The sequence below is a fragment of the Microbacterium sp. OVT16B genome (genome assembly GCF_019969705.1).
GTDB classification, from domain to species: domain Bacteria; phylum Actinomycetota; class Actinomycetes; order Actinomycetales; family Microbacteriaceae; genus Microbacterium; species Microbacterium natoriense.
In genome coordinates this window covers 3,046,789-3,067,520 of record NZ_JAHXZA010000001.1, presented here as the reverse complement: position 1 = coordinate 3,067,520, position 20,732 = coordinate 3,046,789, and the positions used below count along the sequence as shown (strand labels likewise).

At 69.0% G+C, this 20,732-nt stretch carries 27 protein-coding genes and 2 tRNA genes; 27 read left to right on the top strand and 2 right to left on the bottom strand.

Annotated features, from left to right (window positions below):
* Positions 1 to 16 precede the first annotated feature (16 nt).
* The 3 genes from LC438_RS14545 to LC438_RS14535 are packed head-to-tail and all read left to right on the top strand — an operon-like array spanning position 17 to position 4,292.
* Positions 17 to 1,030: a hypothetical protein gene (locus tag LC438_RS14545; protein ID WP_223586999.1), complete on the top strand. Its 1,014-nt coding sequence runs from the start codon at positions 17 to 19 to the stop codon at positions 1,028 to 1,030.
* Complete coding sequence (locus LC438_RS14540; protein WP_223586998.1) at positions 1,027 to 2,664, top strand: ATP-binding cassette domain-containing protein; 1,638 nt, start codon at positions 1,027 to 1,029, stop codon at positions 2,662 to 2,664. Before LC438_RS14545 ends, LC438_RS14540 begins: the two co-directional genes overlap by 4 nt.
* Complete coding sequence (locus tag LC438_RS14535) at positions 2,661 to 4,292, top strand: ABC transporter ATP-binding protein (RefSeq protein WP_223586997.1); 1,632 nt, start codon at positions 2,661 to 2,663, stop codon at positions 4,290 to 4,292. The genes LC438_RS14540 and LC438_RS14535 overlap by 4 nt, the downstream gene beginning before the upstream one ends.
* On the opposite strand, the gene LC438_RS14530 is transcribed toward LC438_RS14535, so the two are convergent.
* Positions 4,279 to 4,890, bottom strand: a complete 612-nt coding sequence (locus tag LC438_RS14530; RefSeq protein WP_223586996.1) for an HD domain-containing protein — start codon at positions 4,888 to 4,890, stop codon at positions 4,279 to 4,281. The genes LC438_RS14535 and LC438_RS14530 overlap by 14 nt on opposite strands.
* A gap of 132 nt (positions 4,891 to 5,022) precedes the next feature.
* On the opposite strand from LC438_RS14530, the gene LC438_RS14525 reads away from it, so the two are divergent.
* The 12 genes from LC438_RS14525 (at position 5,023) to LC438_RS14470 (ending at position 12,929) form a co-directional block, all read left to right on the top strand.
* Positions 5,023 to 5,475 (top strand): hypothetical protein, encoded by a 453-nt coding sequence (locus LC438_RS14525; RefSeq protein WP_223586995.1) that lies wholly within the window; start codon positions 5,023 to 5,025, stop codon positions 5,473 to 5,475.
* 102 nt (positions 5,476 to 5,577) lie between these two features.
* Positions 5,578 to 6,216, top strand: coding sequence for a hypothetical protein (locus tag LC438_RS14520; RefSeq protein ID WP_223586994.1), 639 nt, complete (start codon positions 5,578 to 5,580; stop codon positions 6,214 to 6,216).
* Positions 6,213 to 7,037: a nucleotidyl transferase AbiEii/AbiGii toxin family protein gene (locus tag LC438_RS14515; RefSeq protein WP_223586993.1), complete on the top strand. Its 825-nt coding sequence runs from the start codon at positions 6,213 to 6,215 to the stop codon at positions 7,035 to 7,037. Before LC438_RS14520 ends, LC438_RS14515 begins: the two co-directional genes overlap by 4 nt.
* A gap of 40 nt (positions 7,038 to 7,077) precedes the next feature.
* Positions 7,078 to 7,515, top strand: coding sequence for a hypothetical protein (locus tag LC438_RS14510; RefSeq protein ID WP_223586992.1), 438 nt, complete (start codon positions 7,078 to 7,080; stop codon positions 7,513 to 7,515).
* 179 nt (positions 7,516 to 7,694) lie between these two features.
* Positions 7,695 to 8,120, top strand: a complete 426-nt coding sequence (locus LC438_RS14505; RefSeq protein ID WP_223586991.1) for a hypothetical protein — start codon at positions 7,695 to 7,697, stop codon at positions 8,118 to 8,120.
* A 22-nt stretch (positions 8,121 to 8,142) separates the two neighbouring features.
* A complete protein-coding gene (locus LC438_RS14500; RefSeq protein ID WP_105672652.1) occupies positions 8,143 to 8,634 on the top strand; it encodes an FBP domain-containing protein in 492 nt (163 codons plus the stop codon).
* A gap of 46 nt (positions 8,635 to 8,680) precedes the next feature.
* The gene (locus LC438_RS14495) at positions 8,681 to 9,478 is read left to right on the top strand and encodes an enoyl-CoA hydratase/isomerase family protein (RefSeq protein WP_223586990.1); all 798 of its coding nucleotides are present in this window, start codon (positions 8,681 to 8,683) and stop codon (positions 9,476 to 9,478) included.
* A gap of 70 nt (positions 9,479 to 9,548) precedes the next feature.
* A complete protein-coding gene (locus tag LC438_RS14490) occupies positions 9,549 to 10,586 on the top strand; it encodes a hypothetical protein (protein WP_223586989.1) in 1,038 nt (345 codons plus the stop codon).
* On the top strand, positions 10,583 to 11,374 hold the full coding sequence (locus LC438_RS14485) for an inositol monophosphatase family protein (RefSeq protein ID WP_223586988.1): 792 nt from the start codon (positions 10,583 to 10,585) through the stop codon (positions 11,372 to 11,374). Before LC438_RS14490 ends, LC438_RS14485 begins: the two co-directional genes overlap by 4 nt.
* 287 nt (positions 11,375 to 11,661) lie before the next feature.
* Positions 11,662 to 12,681, top strand: a complete 1,020-nt coding sequence (locus LC438_RS14480; protein ID WP_223586987.1) for a M23 family metallopeptidase — start codon at positions 11,662 to 11,664, stop codon at positions 12,679 to 12,681.
* A gap of 68 nt (positions 12,682 to 12,749) precedes the next feature.
* Positions 12,750 to 12,821: transfer RNA gene (locus tag LC438_RS14475), tRNA-Thr, on the top strand.
* Positions 12,822 to 12,855: 34 nt separating this feature from the next.
* Positions 12,856 to 12,929: transfer RNA gene (locus LC438_RS14470), tRNA-Met, on the top strand.
* Positions 12,930 to 13,380: 451 nt separating this feature from the next.
* Here the strand turns inward: LC438_RS14470 and LC438_RS14465 are convergent.
* Positions 13,381 to 13,917 carry a hypothetical protein gene (locus LC438_RS14465; protein ID WP_223586986.1) on the bottom strand — a complete coding sequence of 179 codons (537 nt, stop codon included), beginning with the start codon at positions 13,915 to 13,917 and terminating at the stop codon, positions 13,381 to 13,383.
* A 193-nt stretch (positions 13,918 to 14,110) separates the two neighbouring features.
* On the opposite strand from LC438_RS14465, the gene LC438_RS14460 reads away from it, so the two are divergent.
* The 12 genes from LC438_RS14460 (at position 14,111) to LC438_RS14405 (ending at position 20,724) form a co-directional block, all read left to right on the top strand.
* Positions 14,111 to 15,577, top strand: a complete 1,467-nt coding sequence (locus LC438_RS14460; RefSeq protein ID WP_223586985.1) for an SIR2 family protein — start codon at positions 14,111 to 14,113, stop codon at positions 15,575 to 15,577.
* Between the two features lie 553 nt (positions 15,578 to 16,130).
* A complete protein-coding gene (locus LC438_RS14455; RefSeq protein WP_105672779.1) occupies positions 16,131 to 16,577 on the top strand; it encodes an Asp23/Gls24 family envelope stress response protein in 447 nt (148 codons plus the stop codon).
* Positions 16,574 to 16,765, top strand: a complete 192-nt coding sequence (locus LC438_RS14450; RefSeq protein ID WP_105672659.1) for a DUF2273 domain-containing protein — start codon at positions 16,574 to 16,576, stop codon at positions 16,763 to 16,765. Before LC438_RS14455 ends, LC438_RS14450 begins: the two co-directional genes overlap by 4 nt.
* Positions 16,762 to 17,109, top strand: a complete 348-nt coding sequence (locus LC438_RS14445; protein ID WP_146114254.1) for a hypothetical protein — start codon at positions 16,762 to 16,764, stop codon at positions 17,107 to 17,109. Before LC438_RS14450 ends, LC438_RS14445 begins: the two co-directional genes overlap by 4 nt.
* The gene (locus LC438_RS14440; protein WP_223586984.1) at positions 17,106 to 17,672 is read left to right on the top strand and encodes a DUF6286 domain-containing protein; all 567 of its coding nucleotides are present in this window, start codon (positions 17,106 to 17,108) and stop codon (positions 17,670 to 17,672) included. The genes LC438_RS14445 and LC438_RS14440 overlap by 4 nt, the downstream gene beginning before the upstream one ends.
* Positions 17,669 to 18,283: a hypothetical protein gene (locus tag LC438_RS14435; RefSeq protein WP_223586983.1), complete on the top strand. Its 615-nt coding sequence runs from the start codon at positions 17,669 to 17,671 to the stop codon at positions 18,281 to 18,283. Before LC438_RS14440 ends, LC438_RS14435 begins: the two co-directional genes overlap by 4 nt.
* Positions 18,284 to 18,307: 24 nt before the next feature.
* On the top strand, positions 18,308 to 18,529 hold the full coding sequence (locus LC438_RS14430) for a hypothetical protein (RefSeq protein ID WP_105672663.1): 222 nt from the start codon (positions 18,308 to 18,310) through the stop codon (positions 18,527 to 18,529).
* A gap of 61 nt (positions 18,530 to 18,590) precedes the next feature.
* On the top strand, positions 18,591 to 18,764 hold the full coding sequence (locus LC438_RS14425) for a CsbD family protein (RefSeq protein WP_223586982.1): 174 nt from the start codon (positions 18,591 to 18,593) through the stop codon (positions 18,762 to 18,764).
* Positions 18,765 to 18,818: 54 nt separating this feature from the next.
* Positions 18,819 to 19,085 carry a GlsB/YeaQ/YmgE family stress response membrane protein gene (locus LC438_RS14420; protein ID WP_105672665.1) on the top strand — a complete coding sequence of 89 codons (267 nt, stop codon included), beginning with the start codon at positions 18,819 to 18,821 and terminating at the stop codon, positions 19,083 to 19,085.
* A gap of 111 nt (positions 19,086 to 19,196) precedes the next feature.
* Positions 19,197 to 19,763, top strand: a complete 567-nt coding sequence (locus LC438_RS14415; protein WP_223586981.1) for an RNA polymerase sigma factor — start codon at positions 19,197 to 19,199, stop codon at positions 19,761 to 19,763.
* Positions 19,760 to 20,386 (top strand): Asp23/Gls24 family envelope stress response protein, encoded by a 627-nt coding sequence (locus LC438_RS14410; protein ID WP_105672780.1) that lies wholly within the window; start codon positions 19,760 to 19,762, stop codon positions 20,384 to 20,386. The genes LC438_RS14415 and LC438_RS14410 overlap by 4 nt, the downstream gene beginning before the upstream one ends.
* Positions 20,383 to 20,724 (top strand): hypothetical protein, encoded by a 342-nt coding sequence (locus LC438_RS14405; protein WP_223586980.1) that lies wholly within the window; start codon positions 20,383 to 20,385, stop codon positions 20,722 to 20,724. The genes LC438_RS14410 and LC438_RS14405 overlap by 4 nt, the downstream gene beginning before the upstream one ends.
* The last annotated feature ends 8 nt before the right edge of the window (positions 20,725 to 20,732 follow it).

The following is a 20,732-nucleotide window of genomic DNA, read 5'->3' as shown; positions in this document are numbered from 1 at the left end:
GGCCGCGGTGAGTGTCATGAGACAGGCGCGCCGCGGCATCCTCGGTCCGCTCACCGAGGCGATGTCGTCGCGCGCGCCGGCGGGTCCGCTTCCGCCCGGACCGAGGGTGAACGACTGGGCCGCCGCGGGCGCCATCGTCGACGGTCCGTCGCAGGGTGTGCGGGATCTCCTCGACGACCTGTGGCGCCCCGGGCCCCTCCATCGGGCAGCGGACGGCACGCCGACCCGCATACCCCGCCGCCCTGTTCCCTCGGCAGGGGCCTGCTATCCGGTGCAGACGCACGTGATCGACGAGACGGGTGCGAGGCGCGTGTTCGACCACGAGCGCGGAGTCATCCTCCGGCGGGATGCCGAGGCGGAGGGTGCCTCCGGGTGGCCCGCGTCGGAGCGGGGCACCGCGGGAACGAGGCTGGTGTTCACCGTGCAGCCGGGCCGATCGTTCGGGCGCTATCGTCACCGGGCCTGGCCCCTGTGGATCGCGGATGCCGCCTACGCACTCGCTGCCGTGCAGTTCCTGCTGGGCACGCAGACCGGACAGGTCGAGCTCGGCCCGTCCGCCCGCCTGCGCGGGATGCTGGGGGTTCCGCGGGCAGCCGACGCGGAGGCGTGGCTCGCGCTCGGACTGGCGCCGGAGATCCCTCTCGCCGCCGTCGAGATCGCGGATGACCCGGCGTCGCTCCCCGCCCGCCGGGCGGCGCTCGCCGGGCGCCGTTCACCATCGATCGAGGAGTTCTCCGCACGCATCGGACCGGCGCCTCGGCCCGACGCGGAGCGCATCGCGCGCGCCTCCGGGCAGTCGTGGGTGCGCGGCGCATCGGCGATCTCCTCCTGGTCGGTGCCGGTGGATGCCGCTCCGGGTGCCGTCGCCGCCGCGCTCTGGGAATCTCACCTCTCCGCCGCACGCCTCTGCTACGAGGTCTCGCTCTCCGGAGACGCGGGCGCCCGTCCCGTCTCCGGCTTCCCCTCGACCGGCGACCGCTGGATCCTCCACGCCGTCGCCCTCCTCGACACCCCTGGAGGTCCACGATGATGATCGTCCCCCCGCTGTGGCGCGAAGCGCGACGGCATCCGTGGCTGCTCGGCGGAAGCGTCGTGCTCCTGCTCCTGGTGTTCGCCACGCACCTCCTGCAGGCGCTCTCCCTCGCCTGTGCGCTCGCGGCGTTCGTGCGTGCGGACGTGGCAGGGGCTCTGGCCGGCATCGGCGCGATCGTCGCGATCGGCGCGACCCGGGTGCTGCTCACGCTCGCTCAGGGCGACGTCGCCGCGCGACTCGGCGCGCGGGTCAGGGAGGACCTGCGGGATGCTGCCGTCAGGGCGGTGCTCGTGCCGTCGCGGCTGCACGACGCGGCGCTCCGGGACGGGTCCGCCCAGCTCGCCATCGGCGACGGGATCGACGGGACCGACGCCTACGTGTCGAAGTACATCCCCGCCGTGGTGCAGCTCGCCGTCGGCAGCGTGATCGCCGTCGCACTGGTCGGGATGCTGTCGCCCCTGGCCGCGCTGTGCGTGTCGCTCGGCATCCTGCTCGCCGTGCTCGGTCCGCTGCTCTGGAAGAGGATGCTCGCGCGGCGCGGATTCGCGCACTGGGACAGCTACGAAGCGCTCAGCGGCGACCTGCTCGAATCGCTCCGCGGCATGTCGACGCTGCGTGCGCTGGGCGACGTGCCCGCGACGCGCTCCCGACTGTATGCGAGATCCGAAGCCCTCCGCCTCGCCACCGAGCGGGTCATGCGGTCGTCTCTCGCGGAGACGGCCATCACCGATCTCGCCGTGCAGGCCGGGGTGGTCGTCGCGGCCGGTCTCGCCGTCGTCTCCGTGATGATGGGGCAGCCCCCTGCCGTCGAGGTCTACGCGCTGCTCCTGCTCTCCTCGGAGGCGTTCCGCCCGGTGCGCGAGCTCTCGCGGCACTGGCATGCGGGGTTTCTCGGGCTCACGGCCGTGCCGGGGCTGGTCGCGCTGGGGGCGTTCCGACGCCCCGACGTCGAGCCGTCGCCCGTCGCGGCCGACGCCGCGACGGGCGCGGGGGAGGTGCTGCGCATCACGGGGCTCTCGTATCGCTATCCCGGCGCCGCCGCCGACGTCCTCCGGGGCGTCGACCTCCGTGCCGAGCGGGGGGAGGTGCACGCGATCGCCGGGCCCTCCGGCGCGGGCAAGTCCACGCTGTTCGACGTGGTCCTCGGGTTCCTCCCGGCGTCATCGGGCACGGTGGAGCTCGACGGACGTCCGCTCCGCGCCTCCGACGTCGCAGTGGTCTCGCAGCGACCCGTCCTGTTCGCGGGGACCATCAGGGAGAACGTCGATCTGTTCGGTGCGGGGCAGGATGCGCTCGAACGGGCCTGCGCAGCCGCCGGCGTGCTCGACGAGATCAGAGCGATCCCCGAGGGGTTCGACGCGATGGTGGCGGAGGCGGGGACGAGCCTCTCCGGCGGGCAGAGACAGCGGCTCGCCCTTGCGAGGGCGCTGCTCGCGCGCCGCCCCGTGCTCCTCGTCGACGAGCCGACCAGCGCCCTCGACGACCGCAGCGCCCTGACCGTCGCGGAGACGCTGGAACGTGTCGCCGCAGAGAGGATCGTGCTCATGATCAGCCACCGCCCCGAGGCCCTCGCGCGGGTCGCCGACGTGCGCGTCCTGCGCGACGGGATGCTCGTGAGGGAGGCGTCATGACCTCCGCCGTCGCCGTGCTCGCCCGCCTGCTCCCGCCCCTGCGGCCGGAATGGCGGAGGATCGTCGGCAGCTACGCGATCGCCACGGCGAGCCTGTGCGCCCTCGCGGCGATCGGCGTGCTCACCGCCCTGGGCGTCGGCGGGGCGGTGGTGCACGGATCCTGGCCGCCTGCGGCGTGGTGGATCGCTCTCGGCGCTCTCGTGCTCGTGCGCACGGTCCTCACCTGGCGGGAGATGGATGTCTCGCACGCTCTCGCGTATCGGGTCCTCGCTCGACTCCGGATGGCGCTGTTCGACGCCTACTCGCGCAGTGTGCCCGGCCGCCGCAGGGAGCACTCAGGGCGCGCGGCATCCGTGGCGCTGACCGACATCGAGAAGCTGGAGTTCTTCTACGCGCACACGGTCGCGCAGATCGGCGCGGCGCTCACCCTGTTCGTCGGGGCGCTGGTGTGCGCCGTCGCGCTGATGCCTGCGGTGGGGCTCGTGATGCTCGGCGGAGCCCTCGCCGTCGCGCTCACGGCCTGGGCGGGAGCGGGTCCCGCACGTCGCGTCGGGGCCCAGGAGCAGCGGGAACGGGAGACGCAGTCCGAGCGGCTGGTGGACGCGCTCGGCGCGCTGCGCGAGATACTCGCCTACGGTCTGCAGGACCGCGTCGTGCGGGAGGCGGTCGCGGGAACGCGGCGGTCGGCGCGCATCAGCCGTCGCCGGGAGGCCATCTCGCACCTCGTCGACGGGACGCGCGAGCTGATCCTGGCCGTCGTCGTGATCGGTGTGATCGCGGTGGCTCTCGTGCAGCGCGGCACGGAGGAGGCCCACGCGGCACTGCTCCCCGCGCTCGTCGCACTGGCCGTCGCGGGGGTCGCCGGGGTCGCGGATGCCGCGCGCACCGTGTCGGAGCTGCATCCGCTGATCGCGAGCGCAGACCGGGTGGGCGCCGGACTCCGTCGTCCGCCGGTCGTCGCGCCGGTCGACGATCCGATCCCCCTGCCGGACGGACCGCTGGGTGTGCGGTTCGGCAGGGTCTCGTTCTCCTACGACGATCGGTCCGAGGTGGTGCACGACTGGTCTCTCGACGTCGCACCGGGCGAGCACGTCGGGCTGGCGGGCCCGTCGGGCGCGGGCAAGAGCACGGTCATCGCCCTCGCGGCTCGTCTGTGGGATCCGGATGCCGGCGCGGTCGCGCTCACCGACGACTCAGGGGCGGCGTATCCGCTGGGCCGTGTCCGCGACGCCGACCTCCGACGCGTCGTCGCCGTCGTGGAGCAGGACGCCAGGCTCTTCCACGGCACCGTGCGCGAGAACCTGCTGCGCGGCGACGGCGTCCGCAGCGACGACGAGCTGCGGGACGCCCTCACGAGGGTCGGCGCCGACGACTGGATCGCCCTCGACGACGAGCTCGGAGAGCACGGAGTGCGCCTCTCCGGGGGTCAGCGGGCGCGACTGGCGCTCGCGCGGGCGCTGTGCCGGGAGCCCCGCATCCTCATCGTCGATGAGATCACGGCGAGCCTGGACGCGGAGTCCGAGCGCATCATCTCCGACGTGCTCGGAGCGTTCCCCGGCACGGTCATCGCCGCATCGCACCGGAGGGAGACACTGGGGGCCTTCGCTCGCGTCGTCAGAGTCGGCTGACGCTCTCGAGCGGATTCTCCGCCAGCTTGCGGATGAGGCCGCCGTCGACGAGGCGCCGCGCGGCGCTGCGGGGCTTCCGCGCCGATTGGTCGAGCACGCACGTGCCGAACTCCTCGGCGAGCGTGAGCCGCGGGTAGGCGTTGAGCACCTCGCGGCGGAAGTCGAGGGGTATCTCCTCGTCGCGTCGCCCCGAGATGTCGAGGCCGGTCGCGATCTCCAGCAGGTAGCCCTCGACATCCTCGTCGGGGTCGACTTCGGGCCAGTTGTGGCGCACGATGACCTCGTTCACTCGCCGGCGCCGGTCGGGCGACCACCCGGCCCCCGCGGTGAGGGCTTCGCCGACGAAGCCGCCGGCCTCCTCGTAGCCGAGAGCGTGGTTGTCGTAGGCGGGCACCAGGCCGATGTCGTGGAGGATCGCAGCGGTGTAGAGCAGCTCGTGATCGACGTCGGTGCGGCCCTCGATGATCGCGAAGGCCTCGGCCCAGAGCCACGAGCGCACCACATGGTTCGCGATCGCCGGCGTGTGGAAGTCGTCGAGCAGAGCCAGCGCGCCTCGTGCGGCCGCGGTGTCCGGTGGCGTGAAGTCCGTGAGGCGCATGATTCTCCGGTGGGTCGCGATCGAGTGCGCCCAGTGTAGCCGCGCGGTCGAAGCTCCCGCCTACATGCCGGGTCCGGCATGAGATCGATCGGATTCGCGTAATGAAACGGCCCCTCTCTGCATCTCATCGGTATGAGCATCATCGAGCCGCGCCTGTTCCGTGATCCTGAGTCGGATGCCGCCTTCGCCGCGGTCGGGACTCGTCTGCAGCGACGGGCGATGCTCGACCTGAGCATCGACGAGGAGATCGTGCGCGGAGACCTGCGCGGGGCCACTCTCGAGGAGCCGCTGCGTTCGGCGCTGGTGCTGGTCGTCGAGCACGAGCTCAAGCAGGAGGAACCGCTCACCGAGGCCGAGCTGCTCGCCACTGTGCGCACGCCCCGCCTGTTCGGAGCGGGGCGCTACCGTCGCCGGCTCGATGCTCTCGCTGGCATGAACCTCGTCCGTCGTGAGGGCCGCGGCCTGCACGCCACGGTCGCCGGCATCTCCGCGGTGCTGCGGCCGTCGTCGCTGGAGGGGCCGCGTCTGCCGCGCGAGCTGCTGCGCGTCCTCCGTCAGGCCGAGCTCGCCCGTCAGCGCCGCTGACCCGGCGCTGGCGATCGACTGAGCGGATCGCCGCGTATAGAACCGGATAGTTGAGACTGAAAGTACACTTTCTGTACTGTGGGTCTTAGCTAGGAGGTTCTGATGAAGCCGATCACGCTTGCACGCGTGGTGGAGCGCGCCCCGATGCGAACGGTTCGATGGAAAGACGTCGCGCAGACCTCCACGAACGCCCCCCGGGATCTGGCCCGGCTGGAAGACGAGGGCGTCGTCCTCAAGATCGCCCAGGGGGTCTACACGGCCCCACCGGACGGAGCCGACGGACGTCGTTGGAAGCCGCCCCTGGAAGCGGCGGGGCTGGCTCTGGCGACGGCGCGATTCGGTCAGCGACGTGTGGCTCTCATGGGGCTGGGGGCCGCGCGATTCTGGGGGGCGATACCTCGGGCCATCGGTACGACGACCATCGCGGTACCTGTGGCCGGACGGCCGCCCGTCACCCTCACCACCGGAGGGACCGTGCATCTCATTCCTCGGGATCTCGACGCCCTCGATCTGGTGCTGGAGCGCACGCCCCTCGGTGAGGCGCTCATCACCACTCCCGCGCAGACCCTGTACGACGTGCTGGCGCGTCCGATGCAGGGCGGTGCCCCTGATGTCGCTCGCGAGGCGGCGGCCAATCTGCGGGTGCGTGTCGACGCTGACGAGCTGCGCGGGATCGCCGACCGGGCGCGGCGAGTGCCGCTCGCCGTGCAGAAGACCATCGCAGACATGGAAGCATCATGAGCCGTCGTGAGCGCGCCCGCGAGGTGCACGACGGATCGGACTCGGGGGCGGTCGGCAGACGTGCGACACCGGCGCCGATTCCCGGTGTCCTCGATGAGGACGAACTGCTCGACATTCAATCGAGGTTCGGAGTAGACGAGGATCAGGTCAGACGCGATCATGTCATATCGCACGCGCTCGCGGCCTTGAGCGGAATCGATGACACGCACCTCGTGTTCTTCGGAGGCACGGCGCTCTCCCGGACGCACCTGCCGGGGCTCCGGCTCTCGGAGGACATCGACCTGATCGCTCTCGTGCCGAGGCGGGATGCGGCCGAAGAGATCCAGCGCGCGCTCGGCACCGGTCTCAGACGTGCTTTCCGTACGCCCGAGTTCATCCCGGACATCGTGCACACGCGCCACTCTCAGCCCAGCGTCATGCGGGTAGGAGAGCTGAACGTACAGGTCCAGCTCCTCGCCTCCGAGGGCTATCCTGCATGGCCGACGGAGATCCTCGATCTCGAGCAGCGGTACTCCGACGCCCCTCCCGCCCGAATGCGGGTGCTCACCGCGCCCGCATTCGCGGCGTCGAAGCTCGCTTCCTGGGTCGACCGCGCTGCGCCACGTGATCTTTACGATCTGTGGGCACTCGCTCGCCGGGGTTTCATCGATGATGAGGCGAAACGCCTCTTCGCCAGGTTCGGCCCGTTCACGAGCAGCGCCCGTGTCTCTTTCGCTGCGCTGCCGGACGCGATGCAGTGGTCGACGGCACTCGATCACCAGTGCATCCCCGAGGTGGATGCCGAGGAGGCAGCCGAGGTCGTGCGCGCCGCCTGGCGATAGCAGCCCCGCGGTCAGGGAGCGACCCGCTAGCATCGGGCGCATGTCTGCCTCACGGTTCTGGTCGGCGGCGCTCGCCGCGGGTGTCCTGCTGCTGCTCACGACCGGCTGCTCGACGAACGCGTCGCCGGTGGCAGAGGAGCCGGATGCCGGCGCACCGGCTGTGGAGTCCGAGGCGGCGGGTGAAGGCTGGGTCGTCGTGAAGTTCGAGAGCCGCGACGAGCGGTTCGACCTCGACCTCATGGACAAGATGCTCGCCACGGAGCTCGCCGCCGATGAGGCGCTCGCCGCCGCCGAGGCCGGCGCGATCGACGGCAACGACGTCGGAGACGGCGAGTACGCGCTCTACTTCACCGGGGTAGACGCCGAGCGGATGTGGGAGATCCTCGAGCCGATCTTCGCGGACGCGCCTGTGCCGTGGACCACGGTCGTGCTCAAGAGCGGCTTCGAGGACTCCGAGCCCCGCGTCCTCACGCAGTAGCGGCGGCCAGCTCCTCCGCCTGCGGGCGTGGTTCCGATGCCGCTCATCACGCGCGAATCGGTGCGTGATCTGCGCGCGGATCCGGTGCCGTCCGACGACTCTCCGACCGATTCCGCGTAATGGAACGCGTTCTCGCGCGTCTTGCAAGTATGAACGCCGACGATCGGCGCCTACCCGGCGTGCCCGAAACCACCCCGCTCCCGCAGAGCGGGGCGGCGCCGCTGCGTCGCCGTGCCGCCCTCGATGTGAGCATCGACGACGAGCTCCTGCGCGGTGAGCTGCGCGGGGCCGAGCTCTCCGATGCGCTGCGTCTCACGCTCTCCGCTCTGGTCGAGCACGAACTGGCGACCGCAGAGCCGCTCACCGAGAAGGAGTTCCTCGAGAACGAGCCGATCGGCGGTCCCTTCCCCTCCACGCGGAAGGCTCGCAGGCTCGAGACGCTGATCTCCCAGAGTCTGGCGCGCCGAGAGGACGGCCGCGTCCGGCCGACCGTCGCCGGTGTCGCGGCGATCATGCAGATCTCCGCGCTGCCCGATTCTGCCCACCCTCCGCGAGAGCTGCTGCGTGCTCTCCGGCAGTCGGAGATCGACGGCATCCGGCTCTGAGCGCTCTGCCTAGACTGGTGCGATGCGAGCGCTCACCGAGGCAGAAGTCCGCTCCTCGTTCGTCAATGCGGATGCCGACGAGCTGCGGGTCATGGAGATGCCGCACGATTTCGTGCTCGTCGACTGGGACTACCTCGACTTCTTCGCCTGGCGCGACCCGAGCGCCGGCAAGCGCGGGTACGTGCTGATCCAGCACGAAGGCCAGATCAGGGGCGTCGTGCTGCGCGTCTCCGAGCCGGGGCGCGCACGCTCCGGGATGTGCAACATCTGCCACACGATGCAGCCGGGCAACCAGGTCGCGATGTTCTCCGCTCGGCGTGCGGGCGACGAGGGCGAGCGGGGCGATTCGGTCGGCACCTACATCTGCGCCGATCTCTCCTGTCACGAGAGCGTCCGGCTGGCTCATCCGCTCGCGCCGAACGAGGTGCGGGCCCCGGGGCAGGTCGACTACCGCCTCGACGGGACCCGTCGCCGCATGGAGGCCTTCGTCGCGCGGGTGTGGGAGCGGTCCTGATCGCGATTACCCTGGAGGCATCCGTCCTGTGCTCGAAGGAGACGCCATGAGCGATGCCATCCTGTTGTCCGTCGATGAGGGGCTGGCTCGGCTCACGCTGAACCGTCCGTCGCGGCTGAACGCCTTCAACGCCGAACTCGCCTACGCCTGGCGGGACGCGACGGCAGAGGTCACGAGCCGTGATGACGTCAGAGCGATCCTCCTGGATGCGGCCGGCCCCGCCTTCTGCGCGGGCGGCGACGTGATCGAGATGTCGATGACGATGGGGTCCGGCGACGACATCACCGCGCTCGCCGAGGTCATCAATGCGGGTATCCGGTCGCTCACCGGATCGGCCGTTCCCGTCGTCGCTGCAGCGCACGGCACCACGGCTGGTGGAGGACTCGGCATCCTGCTCTGCTCCGACTACGCGGTCGTCGGCGCGCGCTCCAAACTGGGCAGCCTCTACGCCAACATCGGGCTGACCCCCGACCTCTCGGTCTCCGCGCAGCTCGCTCGCGCGATCGGCCAGCGGCGGGCGCTGCAGCTCGTGCTGCAGGATCGCCTCCTCACGTCGCAGGAGGCCGTCGAGTGGGGTCTCGTCGCCGAGGCCGTCGAGGGAGCGGATGCCGCCGCCGAGGCCGACCTGGTTCGCGCCAGGGCGGAGGAGGTCGCGCGGTTCTGGCTCGCTGGCGCAGCCGCGGCCTACGGCCAGGCGAAGCGCCTCGTCCGCTCTCAGCCCGAGCGCACGTTCGTCGAGCAGCTGAGCGAGGAGGCGCGCTCGATCGGCGCAGCGATGGAGACGCCCGACGCTCAGGCGCGCATCGCGGCCTTCGCTGCGGCGTCGACGAAGAAGGCCGTCTGACGCGCATCGGTGACCTGAAGTTTCCACAGGGCCACGGATGCTCGCGGCATCCGCGACCCCGCATGCGAGGATGAACACACCGCCGCTCGTCGAGAGGACCGTCATGTCGCAGCCGGAGTCCGTGCAGGCCGAACCGAAGAAGAACATGTCCCTTCTGATCAGGGGATCGATCTGGATCGCCATCGGCGCGCTCATCGCCGCCGCTCTGGTGTGCGTGGTCTGGGTGCTGATCGGCGATCAGGACGGCCTGATCGGGCGCGCGTTCCTCACGATCCTGCTGCTCGCGGGCTTCGCGGGAATCGCGATCCTGGAGGCGGGACTGGCGCCGAACCGCCCCGACTGGCTCGCTCTCGCGAGCATGGTCACGTGGATCGTGGCCCTCATCGTCGGCGCGTTCAAGATCTGGCTCCCTGAAGACGGCCAGGTGTTCAGCGGCGGGGAGCGCTTCTTCCAGCTGCTGCTCGTCGTCGGCATCCTGCAGCTCGCGCTGCTGCATGTGCGACTGTTCACTCCGGCCGCCAACCGCTACGTCACGTCGTTCACCCGCGTGATCTACATCGCGACGATCGTGTTCCTGGTCGGCCTCGTGGGGATGCTCGTCTTCTTCCTCACGTTCACGCACAACTTCGAGTTCGGCGACCTGTACGGTCGCATCCTCGTGGCGCTGACCATCCTCACCGCGGTCGGCACCACGCTGATCCCGTTGCTGAACGCGCTGTTCGCGCCGAAGAAGCCCGTCGTCGCACACGCATACGCGCCCGTGGCGCAGGCCTGGCCCACCTATGCCGACGGGGCCACGCCGCTGCCCGTGCTGCCCGACGGCACCCCCGACTGGAACGCCTACTACACCGGTCACCCCTCCGCGCAGCAGCCGCAGCTCGCCGCTCCGGCCGCGCAGTACGCGGCTCCGCAGCTTCCCGCCATCCCGGACTTCTCGGCTCCGCAGGCGGCACCCCAGGTCCCTGCGACGCCACCGGCTCCCGCGGGTCCTCCCGCGCCCACGGCTCCTCCGGTGCAGGCCGCTCCTCCGGCGCCGGCCGCTCCGGAGTCGCCGCCGGCTCCCAACGCCACGGCGTTCCCGCCCGCGCCGCCGCTGCCGCCGCAGTGAGCGCCGACCTCGAACTCGTCGATCTTGCCGCGGAGATCGCTCGCGAAGCCGGTGAGCTCGCGCGTCGTCGCCGAGACGAAGGCGTGCATCTCGCAGCCACCAAGAGCAGCCTGGCCGACATCGTCACCGACGCGGATCGCGAGGTCGAGGAACTCATCCGCACGCGACTCCGAGAGGCCCGCCCCGGCGACGGCTTCCTCGGGGAGGAGTCGGATGCCGATCCCGGTGTGACCGGCATCACCTGGGTCGTCGATCCGATCGACGGCACCGTGAACTACGCCTACGGCATCCCCGCGTACTGCGTGAGCATCGCCGCCGTGCGCGGAAGCGCCGACCCGCAGGACTGGGATGCTCTCGCCGCGGCCGTCTTCGCGCCCGCGGTCGGAGAGCTGTTCACCGCGAGTCGGGGCGGCGGCGCGTGGCTGGGGGAGCGGCGCCTGTCCGTCACGACGGAGACCCCCGCGGGGGCGCTGCTGGCGACCGGGTTCGGCTATGACCCCTCGACGCACGACGGCGACCTGGCCACGGTGCGCCGCGTGATGACCATGGCGCGCGACCTCCGCCGTGCGGGGTCGGCGGCCCTCGACCTCTCGTACGTCGCCGCGGGGCGTCTCGACGGCTACTTCGAACGGGGTCTCAAGCCCTGGGACTTCGCTGCCGGGGCCCTGATCGTCGAGGAGGCCGGCGGCGCGGTCACACGTCTCGACGTGGAGTCGGCGCGTCCGATGATCGTCGCGGGCGGCATCGATGTGCACGCCCGGCTCCTGGAGCTTCTGGAGGATTCATGACGAACTCATGGCTTTCTCAGGCGGCTCAGGGTACTGTTTATCCGATCGTTACCTTCGTCGTTCCCGAGGCGATGAGGGTGCAAGCATCCCCCCTGCTTGACGTCTGACCCGAGAGAATCGTTTTGCCCTTCGAGAATCCCCAGGCTGCCCCTGCGCCCACGCGCCGCTCCAGCCGCATCCGCACTGCGGCCTCCGAGGCCCCCGCGGCAGGAGCGACGGCAGCTGTCTCCGAAGGCAGCGCACCGGTGTCATCGGCGCCGATGACGCGCCGCACCGTTCGCCGGAGCGTGACCGTCGCCGAAGCGGTCGCCATGGTCGCCGCTCTCACCGCCGACAAGACTCCCGACATCGCAGCCGCACCCGCCGAGCCTGTCGCAGCAGAATCCGCTGCCGAGCCCGTCGTCGAGACGCCGACGGTGGGGGAGCCGACCTCCGCCGACCCGTTCGAGCAGGCTGCCCGCACGTTCCGCTCCGTCTCCGGCGATGTCGCAGACGCCGCGGCATCCGCTCCGGTCGACGAGGAGCCCGCTGTCGCGGACGCTCCGACCGTCGAGCACGTGGCCCGTCGTCGGCCGAGCGCCCGCAAGTTCCTGGCCGTCGGTGCGACCGTCGGCGTGATGAGCCTCGCCGGACTGCTCGCCGTCTCGATGACGCTGCCGGCTGAGGCGGTGGCCGCCGTCGGTTCGAACGGCGTCGCCTCGACCTCACTCGTCGCCGCCTCCGCGGGCGCGGAGAAGTCCGACACTCCGATCCAGGCATTCGTGACCTCGTCGGACGTGCAGAACGAGACGCTTGCCAGCGCCGAGGACTTCTCGACCGTCTCTCTCGTCGACCTCGCGTCCGAGCAGGGCATCAAGTTCTCCGACACCGTCTTCACGAACGACCCCGAGGCGGCCATTCAGTGGCCGTTCCTCGTCGGCGTCGGCATGAGCTCGGGATACGGACCCCGCTGGGGCCGCATGCACGAGGGCATCGACTTCGTGCCGGGCGAGGGTGCCCCGATCCAGGCGATCGCCGACGGCACCGTGCGCATCGCGACGGAGCAGGGCGGCGGCTACGGCGTGACCGTCTACATCGACCACGTCATCGACGGCCAGGTCATCACGAGCCACTACTCGCACATGCAGTACGGCTCGCTGAAGGTCAAGGCCGGACAGACCGTCAAGGTCGGCGACATCGTGGGGCTGACCGGCAACACCGGCCACTCCTTCGGCGCCCATCTGCACTTCGAGATCATCGTCAACGGCAAGACGATCGACCCGCTTCCCTGGCTCAAGGCGAACGCGGGCCGGTACACGCTGGATTGACCGCCTCGATTTCATGAGAACGCCACTGTGATGGTATTCTCGTGTGGTTGCCCCGCGAGGGGCAGCACGCCCCGATAGCTCAGTGGCAGAGCACTTCCATGGTAAGGAAGGGGTCGTCAGTTCAATCCTGACTCGGGGCTCACAGTGTTCGTATCTGCGATGCGGATGCAGTGCGGCAGGGTAGCTCAGCTGGTCAGAGCGCACGACTCATAATCGTGAGGTCGCGGGTTCAAGCCCCGCTCCTGCTACAGAATAGGACCCCCGGTGTAGCCGGGGGTTTTGTCGTTCCTGGGTCGGGTGAGTCCGGGATGCGGCGGCCGCAGTTGTCCCCGTTTTGTGCCGGTCAGCGGCGCGGCGACATGTGCCTAGCGGCGCTTACGGGGCGTCGACGGACGTTCCAGTGGCGAGCCGATTCCGACGACGTGCCACCATCCGCAGTAGTGGCATCGCATTGCGCGGGCCGGCTTCTGCGCGCGTCGGGATGCTGCGATCGCTTCGGCCTCGGAGCCGATCACAGCACGGGTTGTGGGGCATCTCACGGTCATACGAGGAGATTAGCTGTGACGACCGACATCGGCACCGATGTTCCGGCTGTTGACCCTTTACATCGTGTACAAGTTAGACTTCTAGTACGGCGGGCAGTAGCCCTCGGAGCCTGGCAGTCTTCCGGACGGTATGACGAGCCAGGCTCACGTGTTTCTACAGCCGGGTGACCCGGGAATCGACGATCGCATCGACGCGACGGACCCAGTCTCCGCCGTTCGAAAAACACCAAGCGACAGCATCGCTTACCCAGAGCAGCGGATGCTCGTGCGGCGCAACATGCCGATACTGCATCTCTGGCGATCCAGCACGGCGGATTGCGTCCGCGATCAGTCGGCGGTCGGCGCGCTCGAGGGACTCGTCTCTTTCGATGATCAGTTGCGCCACACCAGCGCGGACAGCCTCCTCAGGGAGTGCGCCGAGGGACAGTGGTCGCGCTTCCCTGTCTGACCGCTGCTTGACGATCCACACGGACGCGCGTACTTCGAGAGCGCACATGTGCGAGAGGATCTGGCGGCGGCGACTGTCGCTCTCACTCTTGAAGTGTATGCGTCGCTGACCTGGCTTGAGGAGATCGCGCAGCGCCCGTTCGGACGTCTGAACGTGTCCGATCGCCGTGGCGGTCGCAACGACGTAGTACCCGCGGGCCTTCGATTCGTCGACGTAGACGCGGTCGGCGAGGTGGAAGGTCACACTTCAACCGTAGACTGCAAGTCTGACCTTGCTGCGGGCGGCGGGCGCGTCTTGTTAATAGGGACATCGAGAGCCTTCTTTGCTCTTTCGAAGCCCGGCTTCCGGCCGGGATTCGTCCCCTGCGGTGCGTGCTATCCGCAGCTCCGCTGCGGTCCGGGCGCTCCTCGGCGGTGTGCCCGACTAGCATGAGCCTGTGATCAGTCATGTGCACGACGCAGGGTGCAAGTGGTGCGCTCTTGACCTAGATTTTGATTTGCCGCAGGAAGTTGTCGAGGCGTATCTGAGGGGCAACCTGGCTATCTTTGCGGGCGCGGGCATCAGCACGGAAGTTCCGACCGTTCTATCCGAAACGCTCTTCGAGCGAGCCCGACTACGTACGGGTTCCACTGCTGAGACCTTCCCTGAGGTCATGCAGGCATTTCAAGAGAAGTTCGGTCGGGCAGCGTTAGTCAAGGAGATCCGCAAGCGATTCACCTATGCAGACTCCTTCCCGACGGCGCGTCGAGCCGCGCGACAATTCCATGAAGAACTTGCGACGCTTCCCGCGATTCGTGACATCATCACCACAAATTGGGATACGTACTTCGAAGAGGCGTGTCTTGCTACTCCGTTCGTGATTGGGGAAGATATCGCGTATCACGATGAGTATGAGCGCCGCGTGTACAAGATTCACGGATCAATCAACAACCTTGCAACGCTTGTCGCCACGAGTGAAGACTACGAGGAGTCTCTCGCACGGCTTGGTTCTAACGCTCTTGGAGCACATTTGCGCCAGCTTCTCGCGACGAAAACCGTGGTGTTTGTTGGATACTCTCTGACTGACTGGAACTTCCGACGCGTGTATGAAACGCTTCGCGCTGATCTAGGTAAATTTGCTCCGCGGGCCTATGTGGTGAGTCCGTTCGACGCTCCAGAAGCAAGCAAACTTGGGCTCACCCACCTGCGCACGAGCGGGGTGAAGTTCATCAAGGAGATCAAGCGATCACTCCAGGGCCACTGCATTCTCCCGGACGATACTTACGATCTCGTCGCGAGAATTGAGAAACGAGCGCAGCGCGCGGATCAGGTTGCTAAGGAAATAGATCACCGCGAGTATCCATCGGTCGTGTACACCTGGTTCTACAGCGACGCAGTCCTTGACGCCTGTTTCAGGGTGCTTCATCGACGAGGCTCGGGTGAGTACTCTGATGCTCATCACGTTCAGGTACTCGCTCGCCGGTATGCAGCTGCCGCAGATCGAGCTTTTAAACGGGGAAACTACGGTGATGCTGCGTACCTCGAAGGATACTTCAGCGTCATGCTGGCGCTCCTCAGCCCGTGGATGAGTATGAACGCGTCGGATGACGACGATGATGCCACTGGCTCTTTGGCTGAGCCGGGGGAAATCGAGGAAGAGGTGGCGACTGACGGAGAGGTGTTTGACCCGTACGAAGAGTGCTTCGAGTCCTTTCCCCACTTCTACCTCCCTGGAATTGATCTGGAGATGGACGGACCGGAGGAGTTCCGAGCAGGACTTGAGGAGAGCCGCAGGAAAGCGCCACGGCAGCGCAAGCTGGCGCGATCTATGGTCGCCAACCTCGCCCCGGGCATGGTATTCGAGCACACGAGGGATCTTCCTGACCTCTTTGCGACGCCCGCGACGCCGGGACATTCGCACTGATCGGGTGAGACTCACGCGAACAGGATGGGCCAGTCCGTGCCGGGAACCCCCTCTGAAAGTACCCCAAACCAGCCGCAACCAACCATCACAACATCCGCAGAATCACGCGGGAGTCGAGTACCAATTAGCATCCACAGGCTCGGCGAATCTAACTCATGATCGTGAGGTCCCGGGTTCAAACCGCGCTTCTGCTGCAGAATTTTCAGATCAGCCCCGGATACGTCCGGGTCTTTTGCGTTGTAAGTCCACCCACTCCGACGAACCTCCGCAGATCCGGATGCCGAGCACCGCGTCGAGAGGATCCACGGCGTAGGCTCCGCTGAAGATCTTCGACATGTCCCCGTCCTCGGCGAGGCGGATGCGGTCGCCTCACGCCCCGGACTCCGTCGGCATCGTGGCGATCGGATGCCGGTCGGCCCTGCCGTCATGTCCCCGCGAAGATCTTTTTCCGACGAATCTGTGACGTTTCGACTCCGGCATCCGTCCTAGTGGTGTCGCACGAATGCGACCCGCTGCCGGGAACGGCCGCGGACACACGGAGAAGGAGCTCATGATGGCGAATGTGACTGGTGGCACCCAGCCCAAGGCTCAGGTCGTTTCGGCGCCGCAGGCGTCGGCGGCCGGGAAGACGACGATCGAGGATGGCGTGGTCGCGAAGATCGCAGGCATCGCCGCACGCGACGTCAGCGGCGTGTACGCGCTCGGCGGAGGCGCCGCGCGCATGGTTGGGGCCATCCGCGACGCGCTGAACACGACGGATCTCGCGCAGGGCATCAGCGTCGAGGTCGGGGAGACGCAGGTCGCGGTCGACGTCACGATCGTCGCCGAGTACCCCGTCTCGCTGCAGAAGGTGGCCGACGACGTCCGCGCGGCGATCGTGCACGCCATGGTCGAGCTCGTGGGCATGGAGGTCGCCGAGGTCAACGTCACCGTCAACGACGTCCACATCCCCTCCGACGACGACGGCGCCGAGCAGCCGCAGGAGGCGCGAGTCCAGTGAGCACTTCGGTGATCGGCGCCGCCGCAGGGGCAGCGCTCGCGCTGACCTGGGTCGTCCTCGGGTTCTGGGCGTTCGTCCTGGTGGCCGTGGCGATGCTCGTCGGCGCGATCATCGGCCGGATCGTCGACGGGCGGCTCGATGTACGAGCGCTCGCCGATGCGTTCAGGGGACGGCGTTCATCATCATGATGATCGACGATCGCACCGCACCGGCGCCGGGGGGCGCTCCGGGGCGGACGACAGTCAGCGCCCGTGCCCTCGAGCACCTGGCCGTCGGTCTGGCGCGAGACCTCGCACGCGTTCCGCGTCGCGACGTCTCGGTCGCGCTGGCCGACGACCGGGGTTCTCTCCGGGTGTCGGTGACGGTTCCCGTCGCCCTGCAGGGGTCGCGGCGCGAATCCGTCGTCGACAGCGGCGCCGCACTCCGCCACGGACTGATCAGCGGGATGCAGGAGCTGGCCGGGCGAACCGTAGGGACCGTCGACATCCGCTACTCGGGTGTCAGGAAGATCGCAGAGACGAGGGTCGCATGACCACCGAACAGGCAGCGTATCGGCGCGTGCTGCGCCGGGAGACGCACTCTTCGCGGTCCGTCGCCGCGGTGGTCGCGGCATCCGTCGCGGTCGTGCTGCTGCTCGCCCTCCTCGTCGGCGGCGTGTGGAGTCTGCTCGATCCGCGGTTCGGCGACGCGGCATCCGCTCGCATCGCAGAGCTGACATCGCCCGATGCGGGCCGGGTGTCGCTCATCGTCTCAGGAGCGGTGGCCGTCGTCGTCGCGCTGATCCTGCTGCTGCTCGCCGTCCTCCCGGGGCGTCGAGCGCGCAGGGCGCGCACGACGGAGCGGGTCGCCCTCCTCGTCGACGACGGGGTGCTCGCGGATGCGGTGGCGGATGCCGTCGCGGCCCGGTGCGGCATCGACCGCAGACAGGTCTCGGTCACGCTCGCCCGTCGTCGCGTGACGGTGCGGGTGACGCCGACCAGCGGCATCCGCATCGACGAATCCGCTGTCGCGGAGACGGCGGTCGACACCGTGTCCGACCTGGGATTCGTCGTGACGCCGAAGGTCTACATCTCGGAGAGGGGGGTGGTCGCATGACCTCCACCAACAGGGCGCTCAACCGCGCGCTGCTGCTCGTGTTCGGGCTGATCCTCCTCGTTGCGGGAGCGGCGGCGCTCGCGGTCGGCATCGGGGCTCCCTGGCTCAGCCCGTGGCAGGAGCGTGCGACGACGGTCGTCGACGACCTCTCGGCGCGGTTCGGCTCGTGGAGCGTCGACGTTCCAGGGGCGGGGTCCGTTCCCGGGATGCTGCCGGTCGCGCTGGGCATCGCGCTGCTGCTGACGATCCTTTTGATCGTCTTCGTCTTCACACGAGGCGGAGGCAGGACGAGGAACATCCTGCGCGCCGAGGCCGCCGACGGGAGCACCGTCGTCGATCGCAACGTCGCGGAGGCGGTGCTCGCCGGGACTCTGGATGAACGGCCCGACGTCCTCGCCGCACGCACCAACGCGTACCTCGTCCGGCGGGCGCGGACGATCGAGCTCGCGGTGACGGTCCAGCGCGGCGCCTCTCTCCGGAGGGTCGTGACCGCCGCCGAGTCCGCGGTCGATGACTGGGACGCACTGCTGGGCACCCGCGGTCCGATCCTGCTGCACCTGTCCGATCGGAGCTGGCGCGACGGGCTGAAGCGGCGCACACGCGTGCGCTGAGTACGACGACGAGGAAGGGACGACATGCGCAAGAACATCATCATCGTGGCGATCATCGCCATCGCGGCCTACATCGTGGGCGCGGAGACGGCGAAGGCACGGGGCAAGGACTACGAGGACATCCGGCATCAGCTGGAGCGCCTGTGGACGAACCCCGACGCGCGGAAGTCACGCGCCCGGATGGCCAAGAAGGCGCGCCGGTCGATCCAGGACGCGCAGCGGAAGCTGCAGAAGGCCGTGCGCTGAGGCGCAGGGCAGACAAGGACTCGGCCCCGAGATCCGGGGCCGTTCACGGAAGGGAGACGCCATGAGCGCTCAGGACAAGATCAAGGCCGCAGCCGAGAAGGTCGCAGGCAAGGCCAAGGAGACCGTCGGGCACGTCATGAACGACGACAAGCTCGTCGCCGAGGGCAAGGCCGAGCAGGCCAAGGGCGAGATCAGGGACGCCGCGGAGGACGTGAAGGACGCGTTCAAGAAGTAGCGGACCGGGCGGGGCCGACACGGCCCCGCCTCCATCTCATCGAAAGGACACACCATGGGCTTCTTCGGATTCCTCCTCCTCGGACTGATCGCCGGAGCGATCGCGAAACTCCTCATGCCCGGAAAGCAGGCGGGTGGATGGTTCGTCACGCTCCTGCTCGGCATCGTCGGCGCAATGCTCGGCGGCTGGCTGGGCGGGCTCCTCTTCAACGTGAGCCTCGACTCGTTCTTCTCGCTCTCCACGTGGGTGCTCGCGATCGGTGGTTCGCTCATCGTGTTGCTGATCTACGGATTGCTCGTCGGACGCCGCGCGAAGGCGTGAGGAAGCAGACAGAGTTCGGCGAGGCATGCCCGTCGCAGGGAGATGCTGGGTCCGGGGCGGTGGCGACACCGGCCCGGACCGGCCGACGGTCAGGTGGGGGAAGGGCGGGGAATGGACGACAGGCGTTCGGGCAGCGCCCTTGAGCGCGCCGACGACGGCATCGTCGCCGGACGTGCGATGGACGGAGACGTCGCGGCGTTCGCCGTTCTCGTGCGCAGGTACACGCCGATGATGAGGGCGTACACCCAGCGGATGCTGAACGCCTCTGCCGACGTGGATGACATCGTGCAGGACGCGTTCGTGACGGCGTGGCAGCGGCTCCCTGAGCTGGACGAGCCGGTGAAGGTGAAGAGCTGGCTCATGCGGATCGTCAGCCGCAAGGCGGTCGACCGCCTGCGCGCGCAGCGGCCGGTGCTCGACATCGACGACGTCGAGCATCCGGCGCCGTCGCACGCGTCGCCTCCGCGCATCGCCGAGACACGCGCGGAGGTCGAGGCACTCGCCGCCGCACTGCGCGAACTGCCCGACGGACAGCGCGAGTGCTGGGTGCTCCGCGAGATCGGCGGATATTCCTATGACGAGATCGCCGAGGAGCTCGACATTCCCGTCACCACGGCGCGCGGCCTGCTGGCCCGCGCCCGGAAGTACATCATCGTACGGATGGAGGAGTGGCGATGAGCGACGAACACGACGCGCCTGAACTGCGCCGACTCGGGCTGGAACCGGCGGATCTCGACGGTCACACGATCGACGAGCTCACCGACTACCTCGATGCCGATCGGACTCCGGCGAACCCGTCCATCGACGGATCCGCGGGATGCCAGCTCGCCCTCGATGCGCTGGTTCGTCTTCGCGCCTTGACCGGGCAGCTCATCGCCGCCGATGCGGCGGAGGAGCAGGAGGTGGATGACAGCTGGGTGGACCGCATCCTCAGCGGGATCGTCCTGGACGCCCGCTCCGGACGACGCGTCCCGATCGCGTCCGAGGTCGGCGGCGCCGACCTCGGAATCACCGAGGGCGCGGTCCGCGGACTCGTGCGCGCGGCGGAGGGCAGCGTCCCCGGCGTGCTCGTCGGCCGGTGCCGGCTCGACGGCGACGCCGAGCAGCCCGGTGCCCCGATCCGGATCGACATCGACGCCAGCGTTCCCTACGGGGAACCCATCCCGAACCTCGTCGAGAGGCTGCGCGCCGAGGTCGCAGACCGGCTGCGACGGCACACCGAGCTCAACGTGGTCGGGATCGACATCACGGTGCGCGACATCCAAGACGTCGCATCCTGGGAAGAGGGGGCAGGCCGATGACTCCGGAGCAGGAGCAGCGCATCTCCCTCGCGGGCGAGATCGAGGTCGCGGTGCGGCGGGTTCCGGGCGTGCAGAGCGTGTACCGCTCCGGATCCCTCGCGTCCAACCTCGTCGGCCGCGCGGCGGAGGCCCTGGGGCTGCGCGACGGAGACGAGCCGCTCGTCGTCGTGGACCGAGGCGGAGACCGGGTGGGCGTCGAGGTCTCGATCGCCGTCGAGGTCGCCGCGAGCGCCGCAGACACCGTACGCGCGGTGCACGCGGCGGTCGCGGCGATGCTCGAGGCGGAGGGGCTGGAGGCGTCGGGCATCCGGCTCACCGTCGTGCACGTGCACGAGTAGTCGCGGCT

Coding starts and splice junctions, on each gene's coding strand:
- LC438_RS14545 (WP_223586999.1), top strand. CDS start 17: ATGAGACAGGCGCGCCGCGGCATCCTCGGTCCGCTCACCGAGGCGATG.
- LC438_RS14540 (WP_223586998.1), top strand. CDS start 1,027: ATGATGATCGTCCCCCCGCTGTGGCGCGAAGCGCGACGGCATCCGTGG.
- LC438_RS14535 (WP_223586997.1), top strand. CDS start 2,661: ATGACCTCCGCCGTCGCCGTGCTCGCCCGCCTGCTCCCGCCCCTGCGG.
- LC438_RS14530 (WP_223586996.1), bottom strand. CDS start 4,890: ATGCGCCTCACGGACTTCACGCCACCGGACACCGCGGCCGCACGAGGC.
- LC438_RS14525 (WP_223586995.1), top strand. CDS start 5,023: ATGAGCATCATCGAGCCGCGCCTGTTCCGTGATCCTGAGTCGGATGCC.
- LC438_RS14520 (WP_223586994.1), top strand. CDS start 5,578: ATGAAGCCGATCACGCTTGCACGCGTGGTGGAGCGCGCCCCGATGCGA.
- LC438_RS14515 (WP_223586993.1), top strand. CDS start 6,213: ATGAGCCGTCGTGAGCGCGCCCGCGAGGTGCACGACGGATCGGACTCG.
- LC438_RS14510 (WP_223586992.1), top strand. CDS start 7,078: ATGTCTGCCTCACGGTTCTGGTCGGCGGCGCTCGCCGCGGGTGTCCTG.
- LC438_RS14500 (WP_105672652.1), top strand. CDS start 8,143: ATGCGAGCGCTCACCGAGGCAGAAGTCCGCTCCTCGTTCGTCAATGCG.
- LC438_RS14495 (WP_223586990.1), top strand. CDS start 8,681: ATGAGCGATGCCATCCTGTTGTCCGTCGATGAGGGGCTGGCTCGGCTC.
- LC438_RS14490 (WP_223586989.1), top strand. CDS start 9,549: ATGAACACACCGCCGCTCGTCGAGAGGACCGTCATGTCGCAGCCGGAG.
- LC438_RS14455 (WP_105672779.1), top strand. CDS start 16,131: ATGGCGAATGTGACTGGTGGCACCCAGCCCAAGGCTCAGGTCGTTTCG.
- LC438_RS14445 (WP_146114254.1), top strand. CDS start 16,762: ATGATGATCGACGATCGCACCGCACCGGCGCCGGGGGGCGCTCCGGGG.
- LC438_RS14440 (WP_223586984.1), top strand. CDS start 17,106: ATGACCACCGAACAGGCAGCGTATCGGCGCGTGCTGCGCCGGGAGACG.
- LC438_RS14435 (WP_223586983.1), top strand. CDS start 17,669: ATGACCTCCACCAACAGGGCGCTCAACCGCGCGCTGCTGCTCGTGTTC.
- LC438_RS14430 (WP_105672663.1), top strand. CDS start 18,308: ATGCGCAAGAACATCATCATCGTGGCGATCATCGCCATCGCGGCCTAC.
- LC438_RS14425 (WP_223586982.1), top strand. CDS start 18,591: ATGAGCGCTCAGGACAAGATCAAGGCCGCAGCCGAGAAGGTCGCAGGC.
- LC438_RS14420 (WP_105672665.1), top strand. CDS start 18,819: ATGGGCTTCTTCGGATTCCTCCTCCTCGGACTGATCGCCGGAGCGATC.
- LC438_RS14415 (WP_223586981.1), top strand. CDS start 19,197: ATGGACGACAGGCGTTCGGGCAGCGCCCTTGAGCGCGCCGACGACGGC.
- LC438_RS14410 (WP_105672780.1), top strand. CDS start 19,760: ATGAGCGACGAACACGACGCGCCTGAACTGCGCCGACTCGGGCTGGAA.
- LC438_RS14405 (WP_223586980.1), top strand. CDS start 20,383: ATGACTCCGGAGCAGGAGCAGCGCATCTCCCTCGCGGGCGAGATCGAG.